We start from the raw sequence: 23,770 nt of genomic DNA on the forward strand, positions 1-23,770 counted from the left end.
GTTATCTGATTCAGGTGGCTGTACCCTCCAGCCACCTTTCAGTCATCAGAGTCAGGCCCTTAAGAGAAATCGGCTTGGCCATATAGTCATTCATACCACTGGCAAGACATCGCTCTTCAACCTGATCGGTTGTATTCGCGGTACAAGCGATAATAGCCCCACTAAACCCTGCCTCACGCAACTTCTGACTCGTCTCAAAGCCATCCATTCCCGGCATCTGGCAGTCCATCAACACCAATGAAACGGATTGTTCTTCGACGGCGACTAACGCGGCGGCCCCAGACATCACGGCGATCACGTCACGATCAGGATGAATCCGCGCTAACATTTTTTCAGCTACTTTGAGGTTCACCTCATTATCCTCAACAATCAGCAGCTTTCCTTTCTCCTCTGAACTGGCAGTCTCGACTTCAGCCCTGCCGGTATTCTGCTCAACGTCCGCACACACACGCGCCTGAGTGCCGCTCAGGACGACATCTGGCAAAGTGACCAGCACAATACACCCCCCGCCTTCAGACTCGCCGAAATGCAACTCTCCACCCAAGGCTTTTACAACATGAGACGTAATAGTCAGGCCTAATCCAGCGCCCTCATACTGTCGGTTCAGATCTGACTCGAGCTGAGTAAAAGGCTCAAGTATCGATTCGTACTCCGAGGGCGGTATACCAATGCCAGTATCAGATACCGTAATGCGAATACCAGACTTCTCAGTCGCTATGCTCACTGAGACAACGCCCTGAAGAGTAAACTTAAAAGCATTATCGATAAGGTGCCTGAGGATCTGCCGTAGTAGCCCTGGATACGTCAGTATTGGCTTCTCGCGCAATTCGCCCTGAACATCAGTGATAAAAGACAAGCCCTGCGACATTGCTCGAGATCTGAGAACATCAAAGAAAGACTCAAAATAGTCACTCAACAGACAGTATTCCGGAGCGGCAGACACTGACTTCTGCTCCGTATCAGCGACGACCATAATGTCATCAAGAAGCTGCGTCAATTGCACCAGGCTCTGCTCTGCCTGATCCTTGTGCAACGTAAAGTCGCTCTGATCCATTTTATGGCTCATCAACTCGAGCATACCGAGTGCGCCATTGAGTGGAGTTCTCAGCTCATGACTCATCATAGCGAGAAACTGACTTTTAGATTCACTCGCGCTACGCGCTTTTTTCTGTTCTTCCAGCAACCTGGCAGTAAAAACACGTTGCTCACTCTGAGCCCGTTCAAGCGCTTCCGCCAATCGGTTACTGCTGCTTTGTACACGGCCCAATTCAGCGCCATCTGATTCCTCGATGCGATTCCAGTAATCACCGCTGGACAGGGATGACAGAAAAGCAGCGGTACGCTCCAATGGCCTTACTATCATTAACGCAATGTAGCGACCAGTGAGTGCCGCAAGTAGCACCACCAACACCCCGGCGACTAACGACTGGTAGAGGATTTCCATTTCTCTGGCGTGAAGATAATGGTCAGTCATCACTATTTCGATCACTGCAAATGTCACGCTTCGCTCTGACGTTTCTTCGTCCAACAAACCGCCCATATCCACGGGGTCAAGATCAATGACCGTACGATTAAGCTCTCTATGAAATACCCGTAGGTTAACTGAATTCAGGTCCGTGTAGCCTTCGACAGTTCGTTCAATTAATGGCAAGCCCAGCGGGTCCAACACTCTGACAGCAGCGATCTCGGGGCGCCCCAACGCAGCATCCATCAGCGGGGCCAGTAGCTCGTAGTTCCCCGATATCACAGGGTACTCGGCGGATGCACTGATGCTCTCAACCATCAGGCGCACAATGGATTCGCTGTTCTCACCAGCATCAGACCAGCGCTGCGACATGTGCATTACTGTTAACAGAACGACGGTCAGGAATGCCGGCACAGCCGCAAGCACAATGGCCCTGCGACGGATCGACCAGTGGCTTATCCTCATCGGTCCACCTCCTGAGCGCGTATACGTTCAGCGACATCAGCAGGATCAGGAAGCAGAAGGTTGAGAGAGCGTCCCACCTGGCGATTAAAGCCAACACTGAAATACGGATTGTAGCCAGGAGCCGGAAAGGCTCCCTGTGCACCCAGACCTTCAGTGACGACTTCAGACAGACGCCTCACAACATCTTCGGGTGTACTGTAGGTCGACGCCAGAGCTCCAGCTTTAAGATAAGCCTGTGTTGGACCAATCAATGGGCGGTTGTGCCGGTAGGAGGTAATCAGAATACTCTTGATGTTTTCTGCACTGTAGAGCTCCGGATCATACACACCGACCAGAGCCTTACTTGATCCCAGGAGTTCGACTAACGCGTGATTGAGACTGTCGTACTCGGCTATGGGATAAACACGTAGATTTTCTGCTGATACTAATGCGCTGGCGTCTTTGGCAACCAGAGCGCCAAATACTTCATTGGCGCCAAATATGGCTTCAGCGAGTGCAAGCTGGCGCTGCAGAGGCGCCTCAGAATATATCGCACTGGTAACATGCGACCTATATTGACGATACTCGGCTTTAGAGAGATAAGACGCGATAACAGGAATATTATCGGGGAGTCTGTTATCAGCAATTAACTGACGTAAGGTACTGCCACTGAGAGTAATAATCAGGCGGTATTTGTCCAGGCTAGCCTCTGTGTTCAGATCCAGAAGGTCCACCTGTTCAGACACAGAAGTATCTTTGAGAGATGCTTCCAACATCTGTGCGAATTTCTGCGCCTGAACCGTTGAGGAAGGCGCAATCATCGCAATATCAGCATGCGCGGCAATCATGCTGCAATACAGCAATAACGCCCAACATGTCCTGACAACTGCTTCCATGCGTGTATCTCTGCCTTGATGATGTCCTTAGTCCAGTATAGCGCTTCCTGATATCAAACGCTGTTATCTATACAAATGAATACTCAATAGAATCAGCGGCTAAATGGCATAAAATTACGGGGACGGATCGGATTACCAGAAATAAGGCGGGGGTCGCAACGAACAGGATAAAGAAAGCTCAGACTATCGCAATTGAGAAGTAAGTTCTGAAGTGTCCGACGGCAACAGAATATCCAGTGAGCGCGCTACCTGCTCGTTCATTGTGACCGAGAAGTAAGGGTTATACCCCGGTGGAGGTAGTACATCAGCTTCAATAAGCTCCACAAGGCGCTTAACTGTATCAGCAAGTGAGCTATAGGTCGTCGCGATTGCACCTGCACGAATGTATGCCTGATGAGGCCCAATCAATGGAATATTCTGGCGATACGCAGTGATAAGGATATTCTTGATGGTCGATGGGTTGTATACCCCTCTGTCGAGGGTCCCTAACAGCACGTCGTGCTTAGCCAGAGCGGCTTTCAGGGTGCGGTTCAGACTCTCTTCCGGCTTGTTAGTAAATACCTCAAAGTCATCGCCCTGAAGTTGATTCATTTCAACAGCCACCCATGTGGGCACCTCATCAGACACTATAATTGCTACCCGGGAATCAGGAAAGAGCAGGCGTGTAAGATCCAACTGCCGCTGTAGAGGAGGTTCTGAGAACACGGCGCTATCAATATTGCTCCTATTCGCTTCAATAGCCTCACGCCTGCTCCACACGGCAATGCTCTTCTGGTTACCATCCCAGTTTCTGACCATACCATCTCCCGCGATAATCACGAGATCCTGCTCCTTTATCTGGCTCTGAGAATGGACCTGCCGTACGGGCTTTCCGAGCGCAGTGGACACTCCCTCTGCCAGCGCTAATAGCGCGGGCGAATGGTTTTCAGACAATAGCAGAACCTCGGCGCGGGCCAGGGCCGCGCCGAAAAGCAGGATGAAAAATCCTGCTATGCGCATCAGAATTTAACACCTACCTGAAGGAATCCGAGATACTTATCTTCAATGCGGTTGGTGTTGTACGCGATCGGGCTCTCATCAATCAAATGATGCAGGAAGGCACTCGTCTCAAGTTCCCAACTGTTAAAGATCCATCCTTTTTTCAAATGAACTTCATATCGGCGGTACGGAGAAGACTTCGCGCCAGAACTGTTGTTATAGCTGCGGTGCCAGAAGTAAGATTGGGTAAAACGCCAACTACCTAAGGCCGCACTCCAGCTAAGGTTGTGGCTGAACTCAGAACTGAGACGAGTTTCAACCCGCTTGAGATTACTTTCCTCATTGTCAGACAGATTAGGAGACTCTCCGACACGGACATCGGCATCCAGATAAGCCCCCGAATACCAGAAGGAATGATCCCTCACTGGAGTCCACGTAAACTGCCAGTCGACACCCTGAAGATTCATCGTGGAATTTGAACTTACGTCCGGCGTATTCAGGTTAATAGGATCCGAAATCAACTGATAAAGATGATCGCGATACACCTTGATATCCATTTCAAGGTTTTGTACTGGTAAGCGGCCATAATAGCCCAGTTCCCAACTGGTAATACGTTCATGGTCCAGATCACCATATGCTCCCGTCTGAGTCGCGTACAAGGTGCCTTCGCTTAACCCAAGATAGTTCTCGGTCAGGTTCGTAATCTGCAGGCTGTAATCTGGCTCCTGCTCCAGCAGATCTGGGGACCGTACGGCCGTTGAGTAAACCAGCCGCAGACTGTGCTGAGGAGCAACAAGAAAGTTGGCGGCGACACGAGGTGAAAAGACAGCGCTATTTTTATCCTCGTCTTCGTACATACCGCCGAGGTTGAAAATCAGTTTGTCCAGTGGACGTATCTCAGCATTCGCAAACACACGCATCAGATCGTTACTGACAGTGCCGTCGAAATAGGTTTGAGAAGTGACCTGATCTCGGCGGAAGCTAACCCCAGCAACGGTACGCAGAATATCATTCCATTGCACAGTATCCTGAAACTCAACATCAATTCTCTGCTCGTCGAAATCAAGATCGTACTCGCCGCAGGTGATACTCGACAGATTAACAGCATCAAAGCCTGCCTGAGCAAATATGGTCTGTACCTGATCAAGATCAGACTGCGAAATATCGTAATTGCGGTCCAACTCTTCTTCGAGCAGGGCTTCTACATCTTCTGGATTCGCAGTGCCTCCTGCTATCGGCAAGAACAATTCTTCGGGCAGCTCAAAGCGCCCGATCACATTTGCCCAGTAAGGGTCTTCGCGATACAACTGACCCAATAATGGAGACAGCACAACCGCGGGCGCACACTTCCGGAACTCAGTGAGGCGCTTCTCCTTCTGCCAGTAGGCTCGCAATTGTGAAGTGTGTGTTGTAGAGAAATCATACTGCCACTGAGCCATCACGAAGCCGCTCTGGTTGTCGTCGACCGGGGCAATCTCATCTTCCCCACGACGCTGACGGACACGCTGTTTTCCATCTTTGTATGCCGCTTCGACAAGAAGCCGACTCTGATCGGAGAACTGAGTCGTTGCATTCAGGCTGATAAAGCTATCGCGGCTACCGTCATGTAGGTTGTCCCCTGGCTGAACAGTCTCCTGGCCGAGACGCTCATTACCATCGAAGCCATCATCATGCTTGCGGGATACGGTCGCACGATACACCCATTCGCCAAGTTCAGCCGAATGACTGACCTCGTAGTCACGTACTCCCTGGTGACCTGAGCGGGCAAACGCTCGCGTACCAAGAGTATCGGCAGGATGGAAAGTCACGATGTTAATGACTGCCATAAAGGCATTGGCGCCGTATGAAGAGGCGTTTGGTCCACGGAACACTTCAATGCGTTGAATGTCTTCCAGCGCAACCGGGATATCTTCCCAGACCACAGAGGCGATACCCGCGCGATACACCGAGCGACCGTCGATCAAAACCTGCATACGACGCATCAGATTAGGATTGGACGCGTGATAGGCAATAGAGTCCTGGTCACCATGCTTAACGAACATGCCCGGGACAAACCTGAAAAGCTCGGGAAGTGTGCGAACACCCCACTGTTCGATATTCTCTGCTGTGATCACGGTCATGCTGCCCGGCACCTCCGACCTGGGCTGCTTCAACCGTGTCGCTGTCAGCACTTCCGGTACCACTGTGAAGCCCGACAATTCCGCGTCAAGGCCCGCATCAGGCAGAAACAAGTCTTCTGCAACTGCTGCATTCATTGCCGTGGCCAGAATTGCGACCATTGAGCCCAAATAGCCCTTCATTGCACCCTCTCTGTTCTTCTCATTCTGTACTGTCCCGATTATAGAGTCTTTCTCCATTGGTGGAACTGACAGGACACATTAGATAGGTCTATAATCCGCGCCATCTGTTAAAAACTCTCACGTTACAGGAAATACCATGAGCTATAACGCGATTACTGCTGGCAAAGACCTGCCAAATGACGTTTACGTTGTGATTGAAATTCCGGCGAACCACGCCCCAATCAAATACGAAATCGACAAAGACATGGACTGCCTGATGGTAGACCGTTTCATGGCGACGCCGATGTTCTACCCAGCGAACTACGGTTACATCTCAGACACCCTGGCTGACGATGGCGACCCACTGGATGTGCTCGTCGTAACTCCTTACCCAGTGGCTCCTGGCTCAGTGATCCGTGCACGTCCAGTTGGCGTTCTCAACATGGAAGACGAAGCTGGTGAAGATGCAAAACTGGTCGCTGTTCCACACGAGAAGCTGACCCAGCTGTATAACGATGTAAAAGACATCGACGACGTTCCGCAGCTGCTGCGCGATCAGATCGGTCACTTCTTCGAGAACTACAAAGACCTCGAGAAAGGTAAATGGGTGAAAGTGAAAGGCTGGGGTAACGCTGACGAAGCTCGTCAGATGATCCTGGACTCTGCCGAAGCCTATAAAAACGCCTGATTCTGGCGTGAACAAAAAAGGGAGCTGTCAGCTCCCTTTTTTGATGCCTGATTATAAGTACTGTCAGGCTTTGCTGGCCTTCAGCGCAGCAAGTTCTTCCTCCGCCGCACGGGCGCGGGCTTCGGCTTCGATCTGTGCGGTGACATCTTTCTGGATACCGATGTAATACGTCAGCTGATCCTGATCATTGCGTATAGGAGACAAGCTCAGCTCATTCCAGAACATTGTGCCGTCTTTATGATAATTCCTCAGAACTACCCGGGTACTGCGCCCTTCTTTGATAGCCGCACGTACTTCCTTCAATCCCTCCTGCTCACGGTCACCGGTTTGCAGAAAGCGACAATCCTGATAGAGGATCTCGTCAGCGATATAGCCTGTCAGGCGCTCAAACGCCTTATTGACGTAAATCAGAATGTTATCGTCACCTTCCTGCTCGGCAATCACGATGCCGTCGTTTGAGGCATCAACTGCCTTCTTCAGAAGTTCAAGATTGATAGGGCCCTGCTCATCATTCAGGTCTGTGACCATCGATCGTCTCCGCTGTTACTCTCTGTCGCCGGCTCTCTGACTGTGATCAGAGTCGCTTTTCATATCATTCAGATCAAGACTGAGCGTATCAGCCTTTTGGTTTCTTTTACATTATGTACAACTACTTATAGAATTTGGACTGCTTTGTATAGTTCTGGAAATAAATTCGTCATGTCCGCCCCCTCTGAATCTCAGGCTGCCTACTATCCGATACGGGTAGTCTCGAACGAAACCGGTGTTAACGCGATTACTCTGCGTGCGTGGGAGCGACGTTACGGGCTCATTACTCCTAAACGTACCGCCAAGGGACATCGTCTGTATACCGAAGCAGACATACAACTTATACGTAAAGTTGTATCGCTTTTACAGCGTGGTATTCCTATTTCTCAAGCTAAGGCGATGCTGGAAAATGGTGAGCCTGAGCCCGATATTAATGTGCAGACCAGTCAACCGTCGCAATGGTCACAGTACAGAGCCCGCCTCGCTAGCGCGATACGGGACTTCGACGACGTTGAAATTGCGCGGGTCATGGACGAGGTAACCGGCTTCTTTCCAGTCGACATCGCCCTGCGCTTTCTATTACTGCCACTGCACCAGCAACTGAGAGAACAGATTACCGAGCCACTCGGATCTGCGCGGTTGCAGTTCTTCGCCGGCTTCCTGCAGGGGCGCCTCAGCATGCGCCTGAGCGAGTCTTCAGAGCAGTCCATGAAGGTAACTCTGGTGCTTGCAAACACCGTCTACAGTGACGACCTGGAACTCCTTCTGCTGGGCATACTACTGAAACAATTCGGCATACGGGTTATCCGTCTGGCTGGCTTATCTACGCCTCAGGAAATTTCAGAGTTAATCCGCACTCAGAACCTCCAGGGCGCGGTACTGGGTGTTGCCGACTCACCTGAGCCCGGCCAACTGCAGAGTTTAAGAAACCTGGCTGCTGAAACGGGGCAGCTGATTTTCTGCAGTGGGCAGAATGTCTCTCAGGCGAGTACGTTACGGGAGCGCGGCCTCGTGGCACTGAACCGCGACCCACAACAGGATGCTCTCACAGTAAGAGATGTACTGACCGGCGTTAACGAATGAGCAACGTATACGAACTGCTGCAGCGCCACCCGATGCTGCTGACTGCCAACACCACAATTATTGGTTCAGAAGCACGCTTACCAGCTGGATGGGTTGAGCATGTGCAGGAGCATAATGTTCAGGTTATGACAGCCGATTGGCTGACCGCTAAGGCCTATCAGGCAGAGAAAGAACCTCGACATATTCAGTTCGGTGTTCCTGACGTTTCTGGGCTATCTGGCCGCCTCGTGATTGTGCTCTGGCCGAAAGCCAAAGCGGCAGGTCAGGCTCTGATCAGCATGCTAAGTCAGCAACTAGACAGCTGCTATGTCGTCGCCGCTAATGATGCGGGTGGTAAAAGTATCGGAAATGCCCTCAAAGACCACGCCAGTGAAAGTTCAAAGATGGACAGTGCCCGACACTGCTCGTTATGGAATATTCGTCTGAAAAAATTGGAGGGTGCGGCTAACTGGTTACGCTTCGCCAGCTCTTTTCAGTCAGGTGAGCTCAGCTTCATGACACTGCCGGGCGTATTTGGTCATGGAAAGCTGGATCAGGGAACAGCCTTGTTGCTGGAACATGTACCCGCTCCGGCCCACGGCAAGATCTTGGATCTGGGATGCGGCTCTGGAGTCATTGGGCTAACCATGAAATCACGTAGCCCTGCTCTCGACGTCACCCTGAGCGACGTTGATGCAATGGCACTGAGAAGTGCAGAACTGAACTCCGCCCGTCTCGGACTGAGTGCAGAAACAATAGCCAGCGATGGGTTAAAGAGTGTCGAAGGGCGTTTCGATTACATATTCAGTAATCCTCCATTTCATCAGGGAAAGCGTACCGATTACGAGTTCGCCTTACGACTTTTCCGTGATGCCAGACAACACATGACACGCGACGGACAGTTGTGGATTGTGGCCAACCGGCACCTCGCCTACGAAGAGTGGGCCAGCGAAGCATTCAGAAGTGCAGAGGTGATGGTTCAGAGAAACGGCTTTAAACTTATCTGCGCATCTGACCCAAAATAACCAATCAGACGTAGTTTTTACGATCGCTACTTCCCATGGAGTAGCTTTCCCGGCCTTATCCATGGTTTCACGCTCTTGGCTGAAAGGGCTACTCGCATAATCCACTGAAGCAGCTACTCTGAAACAGACACTGACCATAAGGACCAGGAGACGTTTCAGATGTTGTTTACCTACGCCGTTCTCAGCGGAGTGATTATTGTGGGCGGATTGCTCACCTGTGCATTACGCCAGTCGAAGGATTCCCGTGGGCGTGTTCTCGCCGTTTACCCCATACGAAAACGCTGAGCATAGCTCAGCGTTTTACATTGACGGCCAACAACCTCAAGGTTACGGCATATTTCTTGAGTAAAAGATTTCGAGCATTTCTTTACGCACCTTAGCCTCTACTTCAGCACGCTCTTCGGCGCTCATATTTTTGGAGCGCTCTCCAAACAGATAATTATCCAGCTCAAAATCTTTCAGGATCATCTTTGTGTGGAAAAGATTCTCCTGATACACGTTAACATCAATCATCTCGTAGGCATTACGAGTGTCTTCGGTCATGTAGTTCTGAATCGAGTTAATGTCGTGATCGATGTAATGCTTCACACCGTCCTCGTCACGAGTAAAGCCACGGACGCGGTAGTCAACGGTCACGATGTCCGAATCCAGTGAGTGGATCAGATAATTCAACGCCTTCAGCGGTGAAATAAGCCCACACGTAGACACATCAATGTCTGCCCGGAAAGTCGAAATACCACCATGCGGGTGACTTTCAGGATAGGTATGCACGGTGACATGAGACTTATCCAGGTGAGCGACTACGGAGTCACGCAGAGGGCCTGGCTTCTCTTCAACCATATCCTCCGGCGGTGGTACCTCATGCTCAGCAATCAGCATGGTGACACTGGCACCCTCTGGCTCGTAGTCCTGACGCGCAATATTCAGAATATGAGCACCAATAATGTCGACAACTTCCGTCAGAATCTTGGTCAATCGGTCGGCACTATAGAGCTCATCGATGTACTCAATGTACTCAAGACGCTCTTTCTCGGTCTTGGTATAGCAGACATCATAGATGTTAAAGCTCAGCGTCTTCGTCAGATTGTTAAAGCCATGCAGGCGCAGCTTATTATTCAAATCGGTAACCTCAAATGCCTAGCCAGGATTTATTCAGCTTCGGCGACAGTATAGCTATGAGTAATTTCAACACCGCCTTGTTCCAGCATAATGGAAGCAGAACAGTATTTTTCGGCGGACAGCTTCACAGCCCGCTCCACAGCCGATTCCTTCAGGCTTCTCCCCGTCACAGTGAAGTGGACGTGGATTTTAGTAAATACAGCAGGAACGGCATCTGCGCGCTCAGCGTCGATATCGGCAACACAGTCCGTCACATCCAGACGCTGCTTACGCAGAATGCTCATGACATCAAAACTCGTGCAACCACCCAGCCCCAGCAGCAACATCTCCATCGGGCGCACACCGAGGTTACGGCCGCCGTGATCTTCAGGCCCATCCATCACCACCGAGTGACCGCTGCCCGACTCCCCGAGAAACATAGCGTTATCGACCCATTTAACCCGCGTTTTCATCTGCGCTCACTCCGGCTGGTAAAAACGCGGAGCTTAACACAGACGGGCCAGACCGATAATATGACAGCGAGAAAAATCAATAAAAGCCTGAAAAACAAAGGCAAACGGCATAAATGGCCCCAATGCCGGGTTCAACTCACGCCGGCGATGCGTAATAATCAAAAGAGATTCGATTAAGGACAATAACAAATGATCATCCCTCGTATTCCATCAATGCACGCGCCGCTGGAACACTTCCTGACGCACTGTCATAAGAAGCGCTATCCGGCCCGGACCACCATCATCCATGCAGGTGAAGAAAGCGACACCCTGTACTACCTGATGAAAGGGTCTGTGAGCGTCACCATTGAGGACGACGAAGGCCGTGAGATGATCATGGCTTATCTCAACGAAGGCGACTTCTTTGGAGAAATGGGCCTGTTCGACGACGAAAACAGCCCGCGCACAGCGTGCGTCCGCGCCAAAACCCCCTGCGAAGTCGCTGAAATTTCTTATGCCCGCTTCCGTGAACTGGCAGACTCCGATACTGAACTCGTATTCCGTATCTTCCGCCAGATGGCTGAGCGCCTGACCCGTACTACCCGCAAAGCTGGCGACCTCGCCTTCCTTGACGTAACCGGTCGTGTCGCAGGCACCCTGCTGGACCTGTGCAAACAGCCAGACGCCATGACCCACCCGGACGGCATGCAGATAAAAATCACCCGTCAGGAAATCGGCCGCATTGTTGGTTGTTCCCGCGAGATGGCTGGGCGCGTACTCAAGTCTCTTGAAGAACAAGGGCTGATCAGCGTGTCTGGTAAGACGATTGTGGTGTTTGGTACTCGCTGAGTACTGATTTCTTTGAAAGCGCCCGGTGTTTACCGGGCGTTTTTGTATGTGAGGTTTATAGCTGCCTTCGGCAGAGAGGTTCTTTTGGCTGCCGCCGAGTTGCTATGCCCTTGTTGGGGGACCTTGTCCCCCGGGCGGGCGGCCCATCCCCCTGCTTTCGCGCTTTCTGGGCCGTGAACCCGATATTTACTGGCTTTTCCGGCAACCGGCTCCGGCGGGCATCCATGCCCGTATGGAGCCTCGTTCGGCATCCTGCCTCACGTTACCTGCAAAGCTGGCGTAAATCCCGGCGCCCCCAGAGGCGCATTTGAATCCGCGAAACCGTGCTCTTCTCATGGTGCGCAATGCCCACCCTACCGTAGGGTGGGTACTACCCACCAAAAGGCCTACATAAATATTATTCAACCTCGCCGCGAAGCGCTGATGAAGCCCGGCTTGTGATGACCCCGCAGGATCGTAGATAACGATGGGTGCTAACCGGCAGGACGCCTGTTAAGCCTGCCCGCGGCCATGGATGGCCGCTGCAGGCGTGCCCCAATCGGTATCAAGAGACAAGGATCAGGGCATCACGCCGGAAAAGGGGATCGGAAGGGGCCTGCCCCTTGCAGAAAAACAAAGGCCCGGGGGCAGCCGAAAAAGTCCGCCCACCGAAGGTGGCTACAAACCGACCGTCAGGTCAGAAAAACAGCTTGGCGAGCTCCTCGCCCGGATCATCCGCCCGCATAAAGGCTTCACCAACCAGAAACGCATGAACATCCCGCTCACGCATGGCAGCAACGTCTTCTGGCCCAAGAATACCGCTCTCAGTAACCAGCAGGCGATCAGATGGTACTTTGTCCAGCAGACCGAAGGTTGTTTCAAGCGTCAGATCGAAGGTGTGCAGGTTACGGTTGTTGATACCAACCAGAGGTGTCTGCATAGTCAGCGCAGTTTCAAGCTCTTCGCCGTCGTGAACTTCAACCAGTACATCCATACCCAGTTCGTGGGCAATGCCTTCAAGGTCCTGAAGCTGCATTTTGCTCAGAGCAGAAACGATCAACAGCACACAATCAGCATTAATAGCGCGAGCTTCGTAGATCTGGTAAGGGTCAACGAGAAAGTCTTTTCGGATCACCGGCAAGCTGCAGGCTTTGCGTGCCGCCTTCAGGAAGTCCTCGTGGCCCTGGAAATAATCACGGTCAGTCAGTACAGACAAACACGCAGCGCCGGCTTTCTCGTAGGATTCTGCGATTTCCTGCGGGATAAAGTTTTCGCGCAGTACGCCTTTCGATGGCGATGCTTTCTTGATCTCGGCGATCACTGCTGGCAGGCCAGCGTCGACTTTCGCCTTCATTGAGCGGTAAAAACCACGCAGTGCGTCTTTGTCCATATCGAGTGCCTGAGCTTTGAGCTCATTCAATGGAAGGTTCGCACTGCGCTGAGCCACTTCTACGGCTTTGGTATCGATGATTTTTTTCAGAATGGTCGGAGTATTCATAGCAATTCTTTCGTGCCGCTCAGCGGTCGTTGTCTTCCGCCAGCAGTCCGGAGAAGCTGACCAGTTCATTGAGTTTGCCCAGCGCAAGGCCAGAACAAATAGCATCATCTGCCATGGCGACGCCCTCTTTCAGGCTTGTCGCAAGACCAGCCACGTAGATCGCGGCGCCTGCATTTAATGCGAGCATATCTGCAGCACGTTGGCCTTCGGCTGTTTCACGCTTTCCTAAGGCATCCTTAATTAAGGTCAGGGACGCCTCAGCACTTTCAACGTCCAGTCCTTTTAGTGGCTGAGACTCAATACCGAGCTCATCTGGAGTAATAACAAACTCACGCAACTCGCCATTCTTTAATTCACAGGCGTATGTCTCAGTGGCCAGACTGATTTCATCAAGTCCGTCTTTTGAGTGCACGACTAATACATGACCACCGCCCATTCTCTGTAATACTTCGGCAACAGGGCGCACAAGCGCCTGTGAGAAAACACCAATGACCTGATTCGCAACACCCGCTGGGTTGGTCATTGGCCCAAGGATATTAAAAATGGTACGCATGCCCAGCGACTTTCTTGGGCCGATGGCGTGCTTCATTGCACTGTGGTGTGATGGCGCAAACATGAAGCCAACACCGAGCTCATCAATGCAACGCGCAACCTGCTCTGCAGTAAGCGTCAGGTTGACCCCTGCGGTTTCCAGCAGATCCGCACTGCCGGATTTTGAAGAAACCCCGCGGTTACCGTGTTTTGCAACTGTGCCACCAGCCGCCGCGACAACAAACGATGACGCCGTTGATACGTTAAAAAGGTTCGCACCATCACCGCCGGTACCCACGATATCAACCGCATTTTCAGCCTTAACAGAAACGCCCGTAGCCAGTTCGCGCATGACGGTAACAGCACCCACGATTTCATCGATACTTTCGCTTTTCATACGCAGCGCAACCAGAAAAGCACCGATCTGAGCATCGTCACACTGACCCGTCATAATCTGACGCATGACGTCGATCATTTCGTTGGTAGACAGGTCCTGACGCTCAACAACGCGAGCCAGTGCCTCTTTAATTTCCATGAGTTTCTCCTGTCAGTCGCGGTTAAGCGTCGTTTTTAGAAAGTTATCCAATAATTCGTGCCCATGCTCCGTCAAGATAGATTCCGGATGGAACTGAACACCTTCGACGGCCAGCTCTTTATGTCGGACACCCATAATTTCTTCCATACTGCCGTCAGGATTCTGAGTCCATGCAGTAATTTCCAGACAGTCCGGAAGATTCTGCTTATCTATCACCAGAGAATGGTAGCGGGTCGCCTTATAAGGATTGGGTAACCCTGAAAAAACACCCTGACCTGCGTGATAAACATCCGAGGTTTTGCCGTGCATAACTTGCCCGGCACGAATGATATCACCGCCATATACCTGGCCGATGCTCTGGTGCCCGAGGCAAATACCCAGCACTGGAATTTTTCCGGCAAAATAGCGGATCGCTTCCATAGATATGCCCGCTTCATTCGGCGTGCAGGGCCCCGGTGAAATAACCAGGCGCTCGGGTTTCAGCGCTTCGATTTCTTCGACGGTAATTTCATCATTGCGGAATACCTTTACTTCGGCTCCGAGCTCAGTGAAATACTGAACAACGTTGTAGGTAAAGGAGTCATAATTATCGATCATTACCAGCATGCTATTTCTCCTTTACTGATCCAGCCCTGCAGCCGCCATTGCGACTGCACGGAATACGGCACGGCCTTTGTTCATCGTCTCTTTCCATTCCAGACGCGGCACAGAATCCGCAACGACGCCGGCACCAGCCTGAATGTTAAGGGTGCCGTCTTTAATCACAGCAGTGCGGATAGCAATAGCGGTATCCATGTTGCCATTCCAGCTCAGATAGCCCACCGCTCCGCCGTATACACCACGTTTTGTGGATTCGAATTCATCGATAATTTCCATCGCACGAATTTTCGGAGCACCGCTCAAGGTACCGGCAGGATGAGCTGCCCGTAAGACATCCATTGCCGTGATACCGTCTTTTACTTTACCCGTCACATTAGACACGATATGCATAACATGGCTGTAACGTTCAACAACCATCTGATCGGTTACTTTCACCTGACCAGATTTTGCAATTCTGCCTACATCATTGCGGCCTAAATCGATCAGCATCAGGTGTTCTGCTATTTCTTTCGGGTCAGCAAGAAGTTCTTCTTCGAAGGCTTTGTCTTCTTCCTCGGTATGACCCCGCTTGCGCGTGCCAGCGATCGGGCGCACGGTCACTTCACCATCTTCAAGCCGGGCGAGAATCTCTGGTGATGACCCCACCACATGAAAATCACCGAGATTCAGGCAATACATATATGGCGATGGATTTAACGTGCGCAGAGCCCGGTATACATCAACAGGGTTACCATCAAAAGGAATACGCATACGCTGAGAAATCACGCACTGCATGATGTCGCCAGATAATACGTATTCTTTGATCTGATCGACGGCATCCATGAATTTTTGCTCACCAAAACACGAGCGAAAATCCTCTTCGGTAATTTCCGTTGCCGTACGAAGCTGACCAACTTCCCCCCGATAAGGCGCACGCAGAGTTTCGCGCAGTTCATCCAGGCGCTGTTCGGCTTTTTCGAAAGCCTTCTCCACAGACGGGTCGGCCATCACAATCAGGTGCAGTTTGCCGCTGAGGTTGTCGAAAACGACGACCTCTTCGGAGACCATCAGGAGTATGTCCGGCGTACCGATTTCATCCTCAGGGCAACTGTCTTTCAGGCGCGGTTCGATATAGCGGATAGTGTCGTAACCAAAGTACCCCACCAGACCACCATCAAACTTCGGCAGACCTTCCAGTTCTGGCACCCGGAAGCGCCCCTGAAATTCCTCGATGAATGCCAGAGGATCATTCACCTCGTGCTCTTCAATGATCTCGCCATCGCGCAGGTGCTGCACGGTGTAACCGCATACCCGGATAACTTCACGGGCTGGCAAACCAATCATGGAATAACGCCCCCACTTCTCGCCGCCCTGCACAGACTCGAATAAGTAGGTGTATGGCTGGTCGGCCAGTTTTAGATACGTAGACAGAGGTGTATCAAGGTCAGCCAGTACCTGACGTGCGACCGGAATACGGTTATAGCCCTGTTCAGCCAAAGCAGCAAAAGATTGCGGAGTCATATAAAACCTTCAGATTGTTAAGCGCGTAAAAATAAAGACGTAGAAAATTCTGGCGCTTAACACCATCGACGGGTCAGGTGCTGACCCTGTTGTTGTGGGCGGCTGTATTGGAAGAACACCGCTTGCTCCGGAGAATAATTGAGAGATACGGCTGAATATAACGGCTGGCCGCCGCAGGAGCAAGACCTCTCCTGAATTTGCGTACTATGAAACGGTCTCACGCCAATCCAGTACCGGCCAGCTACGCTCCCGTGCGACATCGGCAAGAATTTGAGTCGGATTCAGAACCACCGGAAACCCGACCTGCTCAAGTAATGGCAGGTCAGCATGACTATCAGAATAGAAGGCTGCCTGATCCAGGCCATAGCCCGAACCACTCAAAAAACGTCGCGCCATATCTACTTTGCCAATCCCGTAACACAGGGGTTTCTGCAGCCCTTTGATCTGAGTTTCGGCGACATCCAGACGATTACTGATGACATCTCCAATGCCCAGCTCGCGGCCGTATGCCTCTGCGACAACCTCATCAGCGCCGGTGATCATCACGATCCGGGTTCCCTGACGTTGATAGGCAAATAACAGAGAGGCCGCCTGCGGGTAAATATGAAGCTGACCGCGCTCATTGAAGAAACGTTCGACGGACGACTGGTAATCGGCAAGGGTCATTCCGCGGGTGCGGGTTCGATAATAATTGGACAAGCGGGTATGTGTGACGCGGCCTTTCTTATAGGCGCGGTACAATGACAACAATGCCTGTACACCTTCCACCATAGCCCAACGATCACGGCGGAAGCGCCAGCGAATCCATAAGCTGTTGGCGTCTTTGTTAATCAGGCTGTCATCAAGGTCAAAGAAAACGACCGGGACATCATAGACCTTCATTCCGTCCTCCTTCGACCTACAGACTACCACACGGCAGCGCTGACCATAGTGTCCCGATTGTAAAGGCGCGAGCACAAAGAAACTTCAGAAATGTGACAAATTACATTTTGCCACGTTTCCAGGATTGACCTGAGTCACCACAGGCGTAGTGTGAATAGCCCATCCTTAATCAAGACGGCGCAGTTAAGCGGCGTCTCGCCACTGTGAAAAGGAGCGACTATGAAAGGTTTGGAAATTTCTTTCCGTGATATCGAACACTCTGACGCTATTGAGTACCAGATCCGCGAAAAAGCCAGCAAACTGGCCTCCCGCTACGATGAAATAACAGGAATCCGAGCCGTTGTTGGCTTACCCCACAACCACAGCCAGAAAGGCAACATTGCCCATATCTCTCTGGAGGTCGGACTTCCCGGCGAAACCGTTGCCATCACCCACGACCATCACGATAAATCAGAGCATGAAAATATGTACGTTGCTCTGCGTGACGCGTTTGAAAAAGCACAGCGAAAGATAGGTAAAATTCACAACAAGCGCATCGACAGCAAGCGCAGAATGCACTGATCGATAGAGTTGAAAACGACAGTACAAACAAAAAGGGGCCATAAGGCCCCCTTTTCATTTCATTGGTTTTCTTAAACACGAAGCTCGGACTAGAGCTTGCCGCTAAGAAGCACCTGCAATAAGCCAGGACGGGAAAGATCAGAATACAGTGACGCCAATTCTTCCGGGCTTTCGTTAAAGTCTTCACGAATCCAGCGAACAATGACCGCAAATGACGCGCCAGCCAGATAATCAATCACATAGTGAATGCGACTGTTGCTGGCAATGTTGAGCTTGTGGGCTTCGATGTAGCGCTCAATCGTGCGCCCGACATAGGTCTTAAACTCATTTAACAGGATCGCTTCAACATCTTCGGCCACCAGCAACTTAGCCACGTCAGAATGCAACTGCCATTGACGGAACATCAGTACCGCAATCTCAGGATCGACGTTAGGTGACCGGGTGAGAATTGGGTCAATCTGCTCGGCAAACTCCAGGAACATCTGCTCGATGTAATAACGCAGCAGATCATCCTTCGACCGGAAGTGCAGATAGAATGTCGGACGGGCCACGCCTGAGTGCTCACAAATGTTCGCTACCGATAGCTTTGAGTATGGTTTCTCTGCCATCAGTTTGAGTAGTGTATTAACCAACAGGCGGCGAGATCGTTCTACCCGTTTATCCAGTTCCTTCGCAGCGGCCACAGCGCCCCCTACAGATTGATGAGTTTTTCTTATAAATATACAGATTGGCACAAGTGTACATGAACTTATCACCAGGAAGAAGATGGCCTGACACTTCGGGCACAAAAAAACCGCCCGGAGGCGGTTTCTTTACGCTCATACTGACAATGTCAGTATCAGGCAGTCTCGAACATCTCGTCGTCCAGACCGTACAGTGACTCAGAGCCACCCTTAACGGTTGCTGACAAACCTATGTATCGAGGCAGCAGACGCTTAACGTAGAAACGTGCAGTCTCCACTTTCGCCTTGTAGAAGCTGTCATCCTGCTTAGGCAGAGCAACAACCGCCATCTTCGCCCACATATAAGCGTACGCCGCGTAGCCAAATACGTGCAGGTACTCAACAGACGCCGCACCGATCTCGTTCGGGTTGCTCTGAGCCTGATCGATAACCCACTGAGTCAGATCAGACAGATTCTCCATCGCTGCCTTCAGAGGCTCGATGAACTCAGCCGCAGCTTCGTTACCCGCCTGTGACGCGACAAAGTCGTTAACGTCCTGCTCAAATACTTTGTACAGAGAGCCGTTGGTACCAACAATCTTACGGCCCATCAGGTCGAGCGCCTGAATCCCGTTTGTGCCTTCGTAGATCTGAGTGATGCGCAGGTCACGAACATGCTGTTCCTGGCCCCACTCACGGATGAAGCCGTGACCACCGAAGATCTGCTGACCTGCGATCGCGCTTTCCAGAGCTACGTCAGTCATGAATGCTTTCGCAACCGGCGTCAGCAGAGCAACCATCTGCTCAGCGTGCTTCGCCTGATCTGCGTTGTCGCTGTACTTAGAAGTATCCAGCCACGCACCTACGTAGGTAGAGAACGCACGACCAGCTTCGTTGAACGCACGCATAGTCATCAGCATACGACGTACATCAGGGTGTACGATGATTGGGTCAGCTGCTTTGTCTTTCGCGACTGCACCAGTTGGCGCACGGCTCTGGATACGGTCACGAGCATAAGCAACAGCGTTCTGGTAAGAGTTCTCGGCAACGCCCAGCCCCTGGATACCCACACCCAGACGCTCATAGTTCATCATGGTGAACATGCACGCCAGACCTTTGTTTTCTTCGCCTACGAGCCAGCCTTTTGCACCGTCGTAGTTCATTACACAGGTCGCCGAACCTTTGATACCCATCTTGTGCTCGATCGAACCACAAGAAGCTGCATTGCGCTCACCCAGAGAACCGTCTTCGTTCACCAGGAATTTAGGTACCAGGAACAGAGAAATACCCTTAGGGCCAGCTGGTGCATCCGGCAGTTTCGCCAGTACCAAGTGGATAATGTTCTCTGCCATGTCATGCTCGCCCCAAGTGATAAAGATCTTGGTGCCAGTAATATCGTAAGAACCGTCAGCGTTTGGCTCAGCTTTGGTACGGATGATACCCAGGTCAGTACCCGCGTGAGGTTCGGTCAGGTCCATCGCGCCAGACCATACGCCCGAGTACATGTTCGGCAGGTACTTTTCTTTCAGTTCCTGTGAACCGTGAGCATTCAGAGACAGACACGCACCAGCGGTCAGCATTGGCGCCAGACCGAACGCCATGTTCGAGCCCTGAACCATCTCTTCAACTTGGGCAACCAGAGTCTTAGGCATGCCCATACCGCCAAAGTCAGGGTTACCACCCAGACCGTTCAGTCCCGCTTCAACGTAAGTCTGGTAGGCGTCTTTGAAGCCTGGAGCGGCAGTCACTTCACCGTTTTCCCAGGTAGATGAGTTCTCATCACCGTCACGGTTGATCGGTGCCAGAACCTGGCTTGCGATTTTCCCACACTCTTCCAGGATGGCTTCCGCGGTTTCCATGTCCACAGCACCCTGCAGACCAGCAAGGGATTCCCACATTGAACCCGCATCAAAAACTTCATTCAGAACAAAGCGCATATCGCGTAACGGAGCTTTATATTCTGGCATGACTCACCTCATTTATATTGGTACAGAACGCACATCCGGAACGTTCAGAAATTCAATCAAAATAGCTTTGTATATAACGCAGAAAAACCGCGCCGTGGCGCGGTTTTTCTTAGTCAGACACATCAGAACGCGAAGTGTTCAGCGTCCAGATCCATCATGCTGTCAGCGCCGGCAACCATGGCTGCAGCGTGACCTTTAGCGCGTGGCAGTACGCGTGCGAAGTAGAACTTAGCGGTCTGAATTTTCGCTTTATAGAAGTCTTCTTCACTGGTGCCTGCTGCGATTGCATCCTGAGCAACCTTAGCCATACGAGCCCACAGGAATGCCAGAGTCGCGTAGCCAGAGTACATCAGGTAATCAACCGATGCAGCACCCACTTCTTCGCGGTTCTTCATAGCAGTCATACCGATCTTCATGGTCAGGTCGCCCCACTCTTTGTTCACTTCAGCCAGAGGCGCTGCGAACTGAGCCATCTGTTCGTCACCTTCAACAGACTGACAGAACTTGTGAACGATCTTAGTGAAGTTACGCAGAGACGCACCCTGAGTCATCAGTACTTTACGGCCCAGCAGGTCGAGCGCCTGGATGCCAGTAGTACCTTCATAGATACAAGCGATCTTAGTATCACGTACCAGCTGTTCCATACCCCACTCAGCGATGAAGCCGTGACCACCGAATACCTGAACACCCAGGTTAGTCGCTTCGTAGCCAGCTTCAGTCAGGAAAGCTTTCGCAATTGGAGTCAGGAAGCCCAGCAGTTCGTCTGCAGCTTTACGCTCTTCTTCGCTTTCCGCTTTCTTAACGATGTCGTTCTGCTGTGCCGCCAGATAAACCAGCGCACGACCACCTTCTGCGAAACACTTCTGAGTCAGCAGCATGCGACGTACGTCTGGGTGAACGATGATTGGGTCAGCTGCTTTCTCAGGCGCTTTAGCACCAGTCAGAGAGCGCATAGCCAGACGATCTTTCGCGTACGCCAGTGCACCCTGGAAAGACGCTTCAGCCGCAGATGCACCCTGCAGAGCAGTACCGATACGGGCAGTGTTCATGAAGGTGAACATGCAGTTCAGACCTTTGTTTTCAGGTCCGATCAGCCAGCCTTTAGCACCGTCGAAGTTCATCACACAGGTCGCGTTGCCGTGGATACCCATTTTGTGTTCGATAGAACCACATACAACACCGTTGCGCTCGCCCGGAGTGCCATCTTCGTTTGGCAGGAACTTAGGAACGATGAACAGAGAGATACCCTTGGTACCTTCTGGAGCGCCTGGGAGACGAGCCAGTACAATGTGTACGATGTTCTCTGCCATGTCGTGTTCGCCAGCAGAGATAAAGATTTTAGAACCAGTGATGGCGTAAGAACCGTCAGCGTTTGCTTCCGCTTTGGTCTTCAGGATACCGAGGTCAGAACCACAGTGTGATTCGGTCAGACACATGGTACCAGTCCACTCACCTGAAACCAGCTTGCTCAGGTAGGTGTGTTTCTGTTCTGGCGTACCGTGCAGGTCCAGAGTGTTCATCGCACCGTGAGACAGACCCGGGTACATGCCCCATGACCAGTTAGATGAACCCACCATCTCAGAGATAACAGTACCCAGAGATTCTGGCAGGCCCTGACCGCCATGGTCTTCTTCGTGCGCCAGTGAAGGCCAGCCGCCTTCAACGTACTTGGCGTAAGCTTCTTTAAAGCCAGTTGGCGTGGTTACAGAGCCGTCATCGTGGCGGGTACAACCTTCGATGTCACCAGTACGATTCAGAGGAGCCAGCTCCTGCTCACAGAATTTTGCACCTTCAGTCAGAATGGCGTCGATCATGTCAGGCGTTGCAACCTCAGCATAAGCTGGGATGTTTGCGTAATGACCTGGCATATCCAGCAGTTCGTTCATTACAAACTGAATGTCACGGAGGGGAGCTTTATACTCTGGCATAGGGATGACCTCGTTGCCGTTATTTGTTAGCGCAGCTAGGCTGCCTGATTATTTTCCCGCAGACCAAAAGCCTGGCAGGACGCAATTTCGATCAGGATATACAATCCAGATTCAAACAAGTGTTTGAAACATACGTTCGCACAATGGAATTGTCAAGCCTGAGAGGAACGCAACATCGGGGATTGATCGCATAGAAATTGAAAAGAAAGGGTTATGACCGATTAAGCCAATCAGGCTTCTTCGTCGAAGAGAGTCCCGGAGGTTGGAAGGCTCGGAGAGCTTATGCGCAGCAATGTTTCGTTGATCTGACGAAGTCTGGCGTTGTATTCAGCGAAGCGCTCAGCGACGGAGACGAAACCCTCGTCTTCGTCTTCATCGGAGCCTGACTGAGCCTGTCGCGCCGCTTCGATCTCTGCACGCATGTCATCGCGCTTCTGATCTCTCGATTCTGCTTCTGCGCTCAGGTCTTCGCGTTGCTGCTGAGCAATATCGGCCTGAGCTTCGGCCATTTTCTGTGCCGCCATGGCAGCGACCTGACGGTCCTGAGCAGATGGTTCCGCAGGTGCCAGCGCTGCCCGCCGGACACGCGCCATCTTCTCGTAAGTCGCGGAGGGATCTCCCGGCACGTCCGAGACATCAATACTGACTTCCCCCGATACCGCATACCGCTGACCATCAGGGCCTTTGGTAAAACTGTACGTCGGTGCACTCGCCAGCTGCCCACCAATTGCCTGATGGGCTCTTTCATGGTTCCGAACTTCAATATCCCGGCTCTGTAGTTGCCGTACGAGGTCAGCATCCTCCTGCTGCTTACGCATGTCAGCGTCAGGCTGGCGAACGGATGAAGAGGCGCCATCAACGGTCTTCCCCGCTTCGGGAGCGGCATTTACCGGGGAGTCGGCACCGACGTCTGTCGTTGCATCAGTGCCTATGTTGGTATTTGGGGGGCTTCTCTCAGCCCGCGAAGAATAAGCGGGCTCAGGAGCGGTGAAGAGTACACCTGACGCTATCTGCATATAACGCCCTCAGGGGATTACGCCTGCGTATCGATCAGAGAACCCAGCTGACGGTCGGCTGCCTGCAGTACTTTCGCGTTCGCGTCAGTAGCCTGCTGACCCTGCTTCATGTCTGTCATCGCAGACGCAAGATCTCCGGTCCCCTCAACGGGACGCTCGGTTGTAGTTTCAACGACGGTCTGAGCAGCCTTAGCAACCTGATCGGTTCCCTGACTGACACCATATGCTGCGGTGGCGAACGTCGAACCTGCTGTTGATCCTATATTCATAACGACCTCTGCTGAACAAATGTTCCTGATCATTATTTAATCAAAGCAGAAACAAAAACGCCATCCCGGATAGGATGG

22 protein-coding genes are annotated in these 23,770 nt (G+C 51.8%); 5 read left to right on the forward strand and 17 right to left on the reverse strand.

Going from position 1 to position 23,770, the window contains the following annotated elements:
• Nucleotides 1-10 precede the first annotated feature (10 nt).
• The 4 genes from BW941_RS09040 to BW941_RS09055 all read right to left on the reverse strand — a co-directional run bounded on the left by BW941_RS09040 (nucleotide 11) and on the right by BW941_RS09055 (nucleotide 6,083).
• On the reverse strand, nucleotides 11-1,930 hold the full coding sequence (locus BW941_RS09040; protein WP_076515377.1) for a hybrid sensor histidine kinase/response regulator: 1,920 nt from the start codon (nucleotides 1,928-1,930) through the stop codon (nucleotides 11-13).
• The gene (locus tag BW941_RS09045) at nucleotides 1,927-2,805 is read right to left on the reverse strand and encodes a hypothetical protein (RefSeq protein ID WP_139325805.1); all 879 of its coding nucleotides are present in this window, start codon (nucleotides 2,803-2,805) and stop codon (nucleotides 1,927-1,929) included. Before BW941_RS09045 ends, BW941_RS09040 begins: the two co-directional genes overlap by 4 nt.
• Nucleotides 2,806-2,988: 183 nt before the next feature.
• Nucleotides 2,989-3,804: a hypothetical protein gene (locus tag BW941_RS09050; RefSeq protein WP_076515381.1), complete on the reverse strand. Its 816-nt coding sequence runs from the start codon at nucleotides 3,802-3,804 to the stop codon at nucleotides 2,989-2,991.
• Nucleotides 3,804-6,083, reverse strand: coding sequence for a TonB-dependent receptor plug domain-containing protein (locus BW941_RS09055; protein WP_076515383.1), 2,280 nt, complete (start codon nucleotides 6,081-6,083; stop codon nucleotides 3,804-3,806). Before BW941_RS09055 ends, BW941_RS09050 begins: the two co-directional genes overlap by 1 nt.
• Before the next feature lie 136 nt (nucleotides 6,084-6,219).
• On the opposite strand from BW941_RS09055, the gene ppa reads away from it, so the two are divergent.
• Nucleotides 6,220-6,750, forward strand: coding sequence for an inorganic diphosphatase (gene ppa / locus BW941_RS09060; RefSeq protein ID WP_068435573.1), 531 nt, complete (start codon nucleotides 6,220-6,222; stop codon nucleotides 6,748-6,750).
• A 63-nt stretch (nucleotides 6,751-6,813) separates the two neighbouring features.
• Here ppa and BW941_RS09065 read toward each other — a convergent pair whose 3' ends face one another.
• A complete protein-coding gene (locus tag BW941_RS09065) occupies nucleotides 6,814-7,278 on the reverse strand; it encodes a PAS domain-containing protein (protein WP_076515385.1) in 465 nt (154 codons plus the stop codon).
• 171 nt (nucleotides 7,279-7,449) lie between these two features.
• Here BW941_RS09065 and BW941_RS09070 point away from each other — a divergent pair, with 171 nt between their 5' ends.
• Together BW941_RS09070 and BW941_RS09075 are read left to right on the forward strand one after the other, a co-directional pair.
• Nucleotides 7,450-8,361 carry a MerR family transcriptional regulator gene (locus BW941_RS09070; RefSeq protein WP_076515387.1) on the forward strand — a complete coding sequence of 304 codons (912 nt, stop codon included), beginning with the start codon at nucleotides 7,450-7,452 and terminating at the stop codon, nucleotides 8,359-8,361.
• Nucleotides 8,358-9,365 (forward strand): class I SAM-dependent methyltransferase, encoded by a 1,008-nt coding sequence (locus tag BW941_RS09075; RefSeq protein WP_076515389.1) that lies wholly within the window; start codon nucleotides 8,358-8,360, stop codon nucleotides 9,363-9,365. The genes BW941_RS09070 and BW941_RS09075 overlap by 4 nt, the downstream gene beginning before the upstream one ends.
• 327 nt (nucleotides 9,366-9,692) lie before the next feature.
• Here the strand turns inward: BW941_RS09075 and speD are convergent, their stop codons facing one another.
• Both speD and BW941_RS09085 read right to left on the reverse strand, forming a co-directional pair.
• Nucleotides 9,693-10,484: an adenosylmethionine decarboxylase gene (speD, locus tag BW941_RS09080; protein ID WP_068439016.1), complete on the reverse strand. Its 792-nt coding sequence runs from the start codon at nucleotides 10,482-10,484 to the stop codon at nucleotides 9,693-9,695.
• Between the two features lie 29 nt (nucleotides 10,485-10,513).
• Nucleotides 10,514-10,936, reverse strand: a complete 423-nt coding sequence (locus tag BW941_RS09085; RefSeq protein WP_068439018.1) for an OsmC family protein — start codon at nucleotides 10,934-10,936, stop codon at nucleotides 10,514-10,516.
• 189 nt (nucleotides 10,937-11,125) lie between these two features.
• On the opposite strand from BW941_RS09085, the gene crp reads away from it, so the two are divergent.
• Complete coding sequence (gene crp / locus BW941_RS09090; RefSeq protein ID WP_068439019.1) at nucleotides 11,126-11,764, forward strand: cAMP-activated global transcriptional regulator CRP; 639 nt, start codon at nucleotides 11,126-11,128, stop codon at nucleotides 11,762-11,764.
• Between the two features lie 676 nt (nucleotides 11,765-12,440).
• Here the strand turns inward: crp and trpC are convergent.
• From trpC to BW941_RS09120, 5 genes are all read right to left on the reverse strand, one after another.
• Nucleotides 12,441-13,241: an indole-3-glycerol phosphate synthase TrpC gene (gene trpC / locus BW941_RS09100; RefSeq protein WP_076515393.1), complete on the reverse strand. Its 801-nt coding sequence runs from the start codon at nucleotides 13,239-13,241 to the stop codon at nucleotides 12,441-12,443.
• Between the two features lie 19 nt (nucleotides 13,242-13,260).
• Nucleotides 13,261-14,307 (reverse strand): anthranilate phosphoribosyltransferase, encoded by a 1,047-nt coding sequence (gene trpD / locus BW941_RS09105; protein ID WP_076515395.1) that lies wholly within the window; start codon nucleotides 14,305-14,307, stop codon nucleotides 13,261-13,263.
• Nucleotides 14,308-14,319: 12 nt separating this feature from the next.
• Entirely contained in the window at nucleotides 14,320-14,913 is a 594-nt protein-coding gene (locus tag BW941_RS09110) for an aminodeoxychorismate/anthranilate synthase component II (protein ID WP_076515397.1), read from the reverse strand.
• A 12-nt stretch (nucleotides 14,914-14,925) separates the two neighbouring features.
• Nucleotides 14,926-16,407, reverse strand: a complete 1,482-nt coding sequence (gene trpE / locus BW941_RS09115) for an anthranilate synthase component I (RefSeq protein WP_076515399.1) — start codon at nucleotides 16,405-16,407, stop codon at nucleotides 14,926-14,928.
• 204 nt (nucleotides 16,408-16,611) lie between these two features.
• Nucleotides 16,612-17,289, reverse strand: coding sequence for an HAD family hydrolase (locus tag BW941_RS09120; RefSeq protein WP_076515401.1), 678 nt, complete (start codon nucleotides 17,287-17,289; stop codon nucleotides 16,612-16,614).
• 219 nt (nucleotides 17,290-17,508) lie between these two features.
• Between BW941_RS09120 and BW941_RS09125 the strand changes: the two genes are divergently transcribed.
• Entirely contained in the window at nucleotides 17,509-17,850 is a 342-nt protein-coding gene (locus BW941_RS09125; RefSeq protein ID WP_076515403.1) for an HPF/RaiA family ribosome-associated protein, read from the forward strand.
• 89 nt (nucleotides 17,851-17,939) lie between these two features.
• On the opposite strand, the gene BW941_RS09130 is transcribed toward BW941_RS09125, so the two are convergent.
• The 5 genes from BW941_RS09130 to BW941_RS09150 form a co-directional block, all read right to left on the reverse strand.
• Nucleotides 17,940-18,533, reverse strand: a complete 594-nt coding sequence (locus BW941_RS09130) for a TetR/AcrR family transcriptional regulator (RefSeq protein WP_076515405.1) — start codon at nucleotides 18,531-18,533, stop codon at nucleotides 17,940-17,942.
• Between the two features lie 155 nt (nucleotides 18,534-18,688).
• A complete protein-coding gene (locus BW941_RS09135; protein WP_076515407.1) occupies nucleotides 18,689-20,479 on the reverse strand; it encodes an acyl-CoA dehydrogenase C-terminal domain-containing protein in 1,791 nt (596 codons plus the stop codon).
• Nucleotides 20,480-20,601: 122 nt separating this feature from the next.
• Nucleotides 20,602-22,407 (reverse strand): acyl-CoA dehydrogenase C-terminal domain-containing protein, encoded by a 1,806-nt coding sequence (locus BW941_RS09140; protein WP_076515409.1) that lies wholly within the window; start codon nucleotides 22,405-22,407, stop codon nucleotides 20,602-20,604.
• 230 nt (nucleotides 22,408-22,637) lie between these two features.
• Entirely contained in the window at nucleotides 22,638-23,423 is a 786-nt protein-coding gene (locus tag BW941_RS09145) for a putative metalloprotease CJM1_0395 family protein (protein ID WP_076515410.1), read from the reverse strand.
• Between the two features lie 17 nt (nucleotides 23,424-23,440).
• On the reverse strand, nucleotides 23,441-23,692 hold the full coding sequence (locus tag BW941_RS09150; protein ID WP_076515412.1) for a flagellar basal body rod C-terminal domain-containing protein: 252 nt from the start codon (nucleotides 23,690-23,692) through the stop codon (nucleotides 23,441-23,443).
• Nucleotides 23,693-23,770 lie beyond the last annotated feature (78 nt).

The organism is Thalassolituus maritimus (assembly GCF_900156675.1).
GTDB classification, from domain to species: Bacteria; Pseudomonadota; Gammaproteobacteria; order Pseudomonadales; family Oceanobacteraceae; genus Thalassolituus; species Thalassolituus maritimus.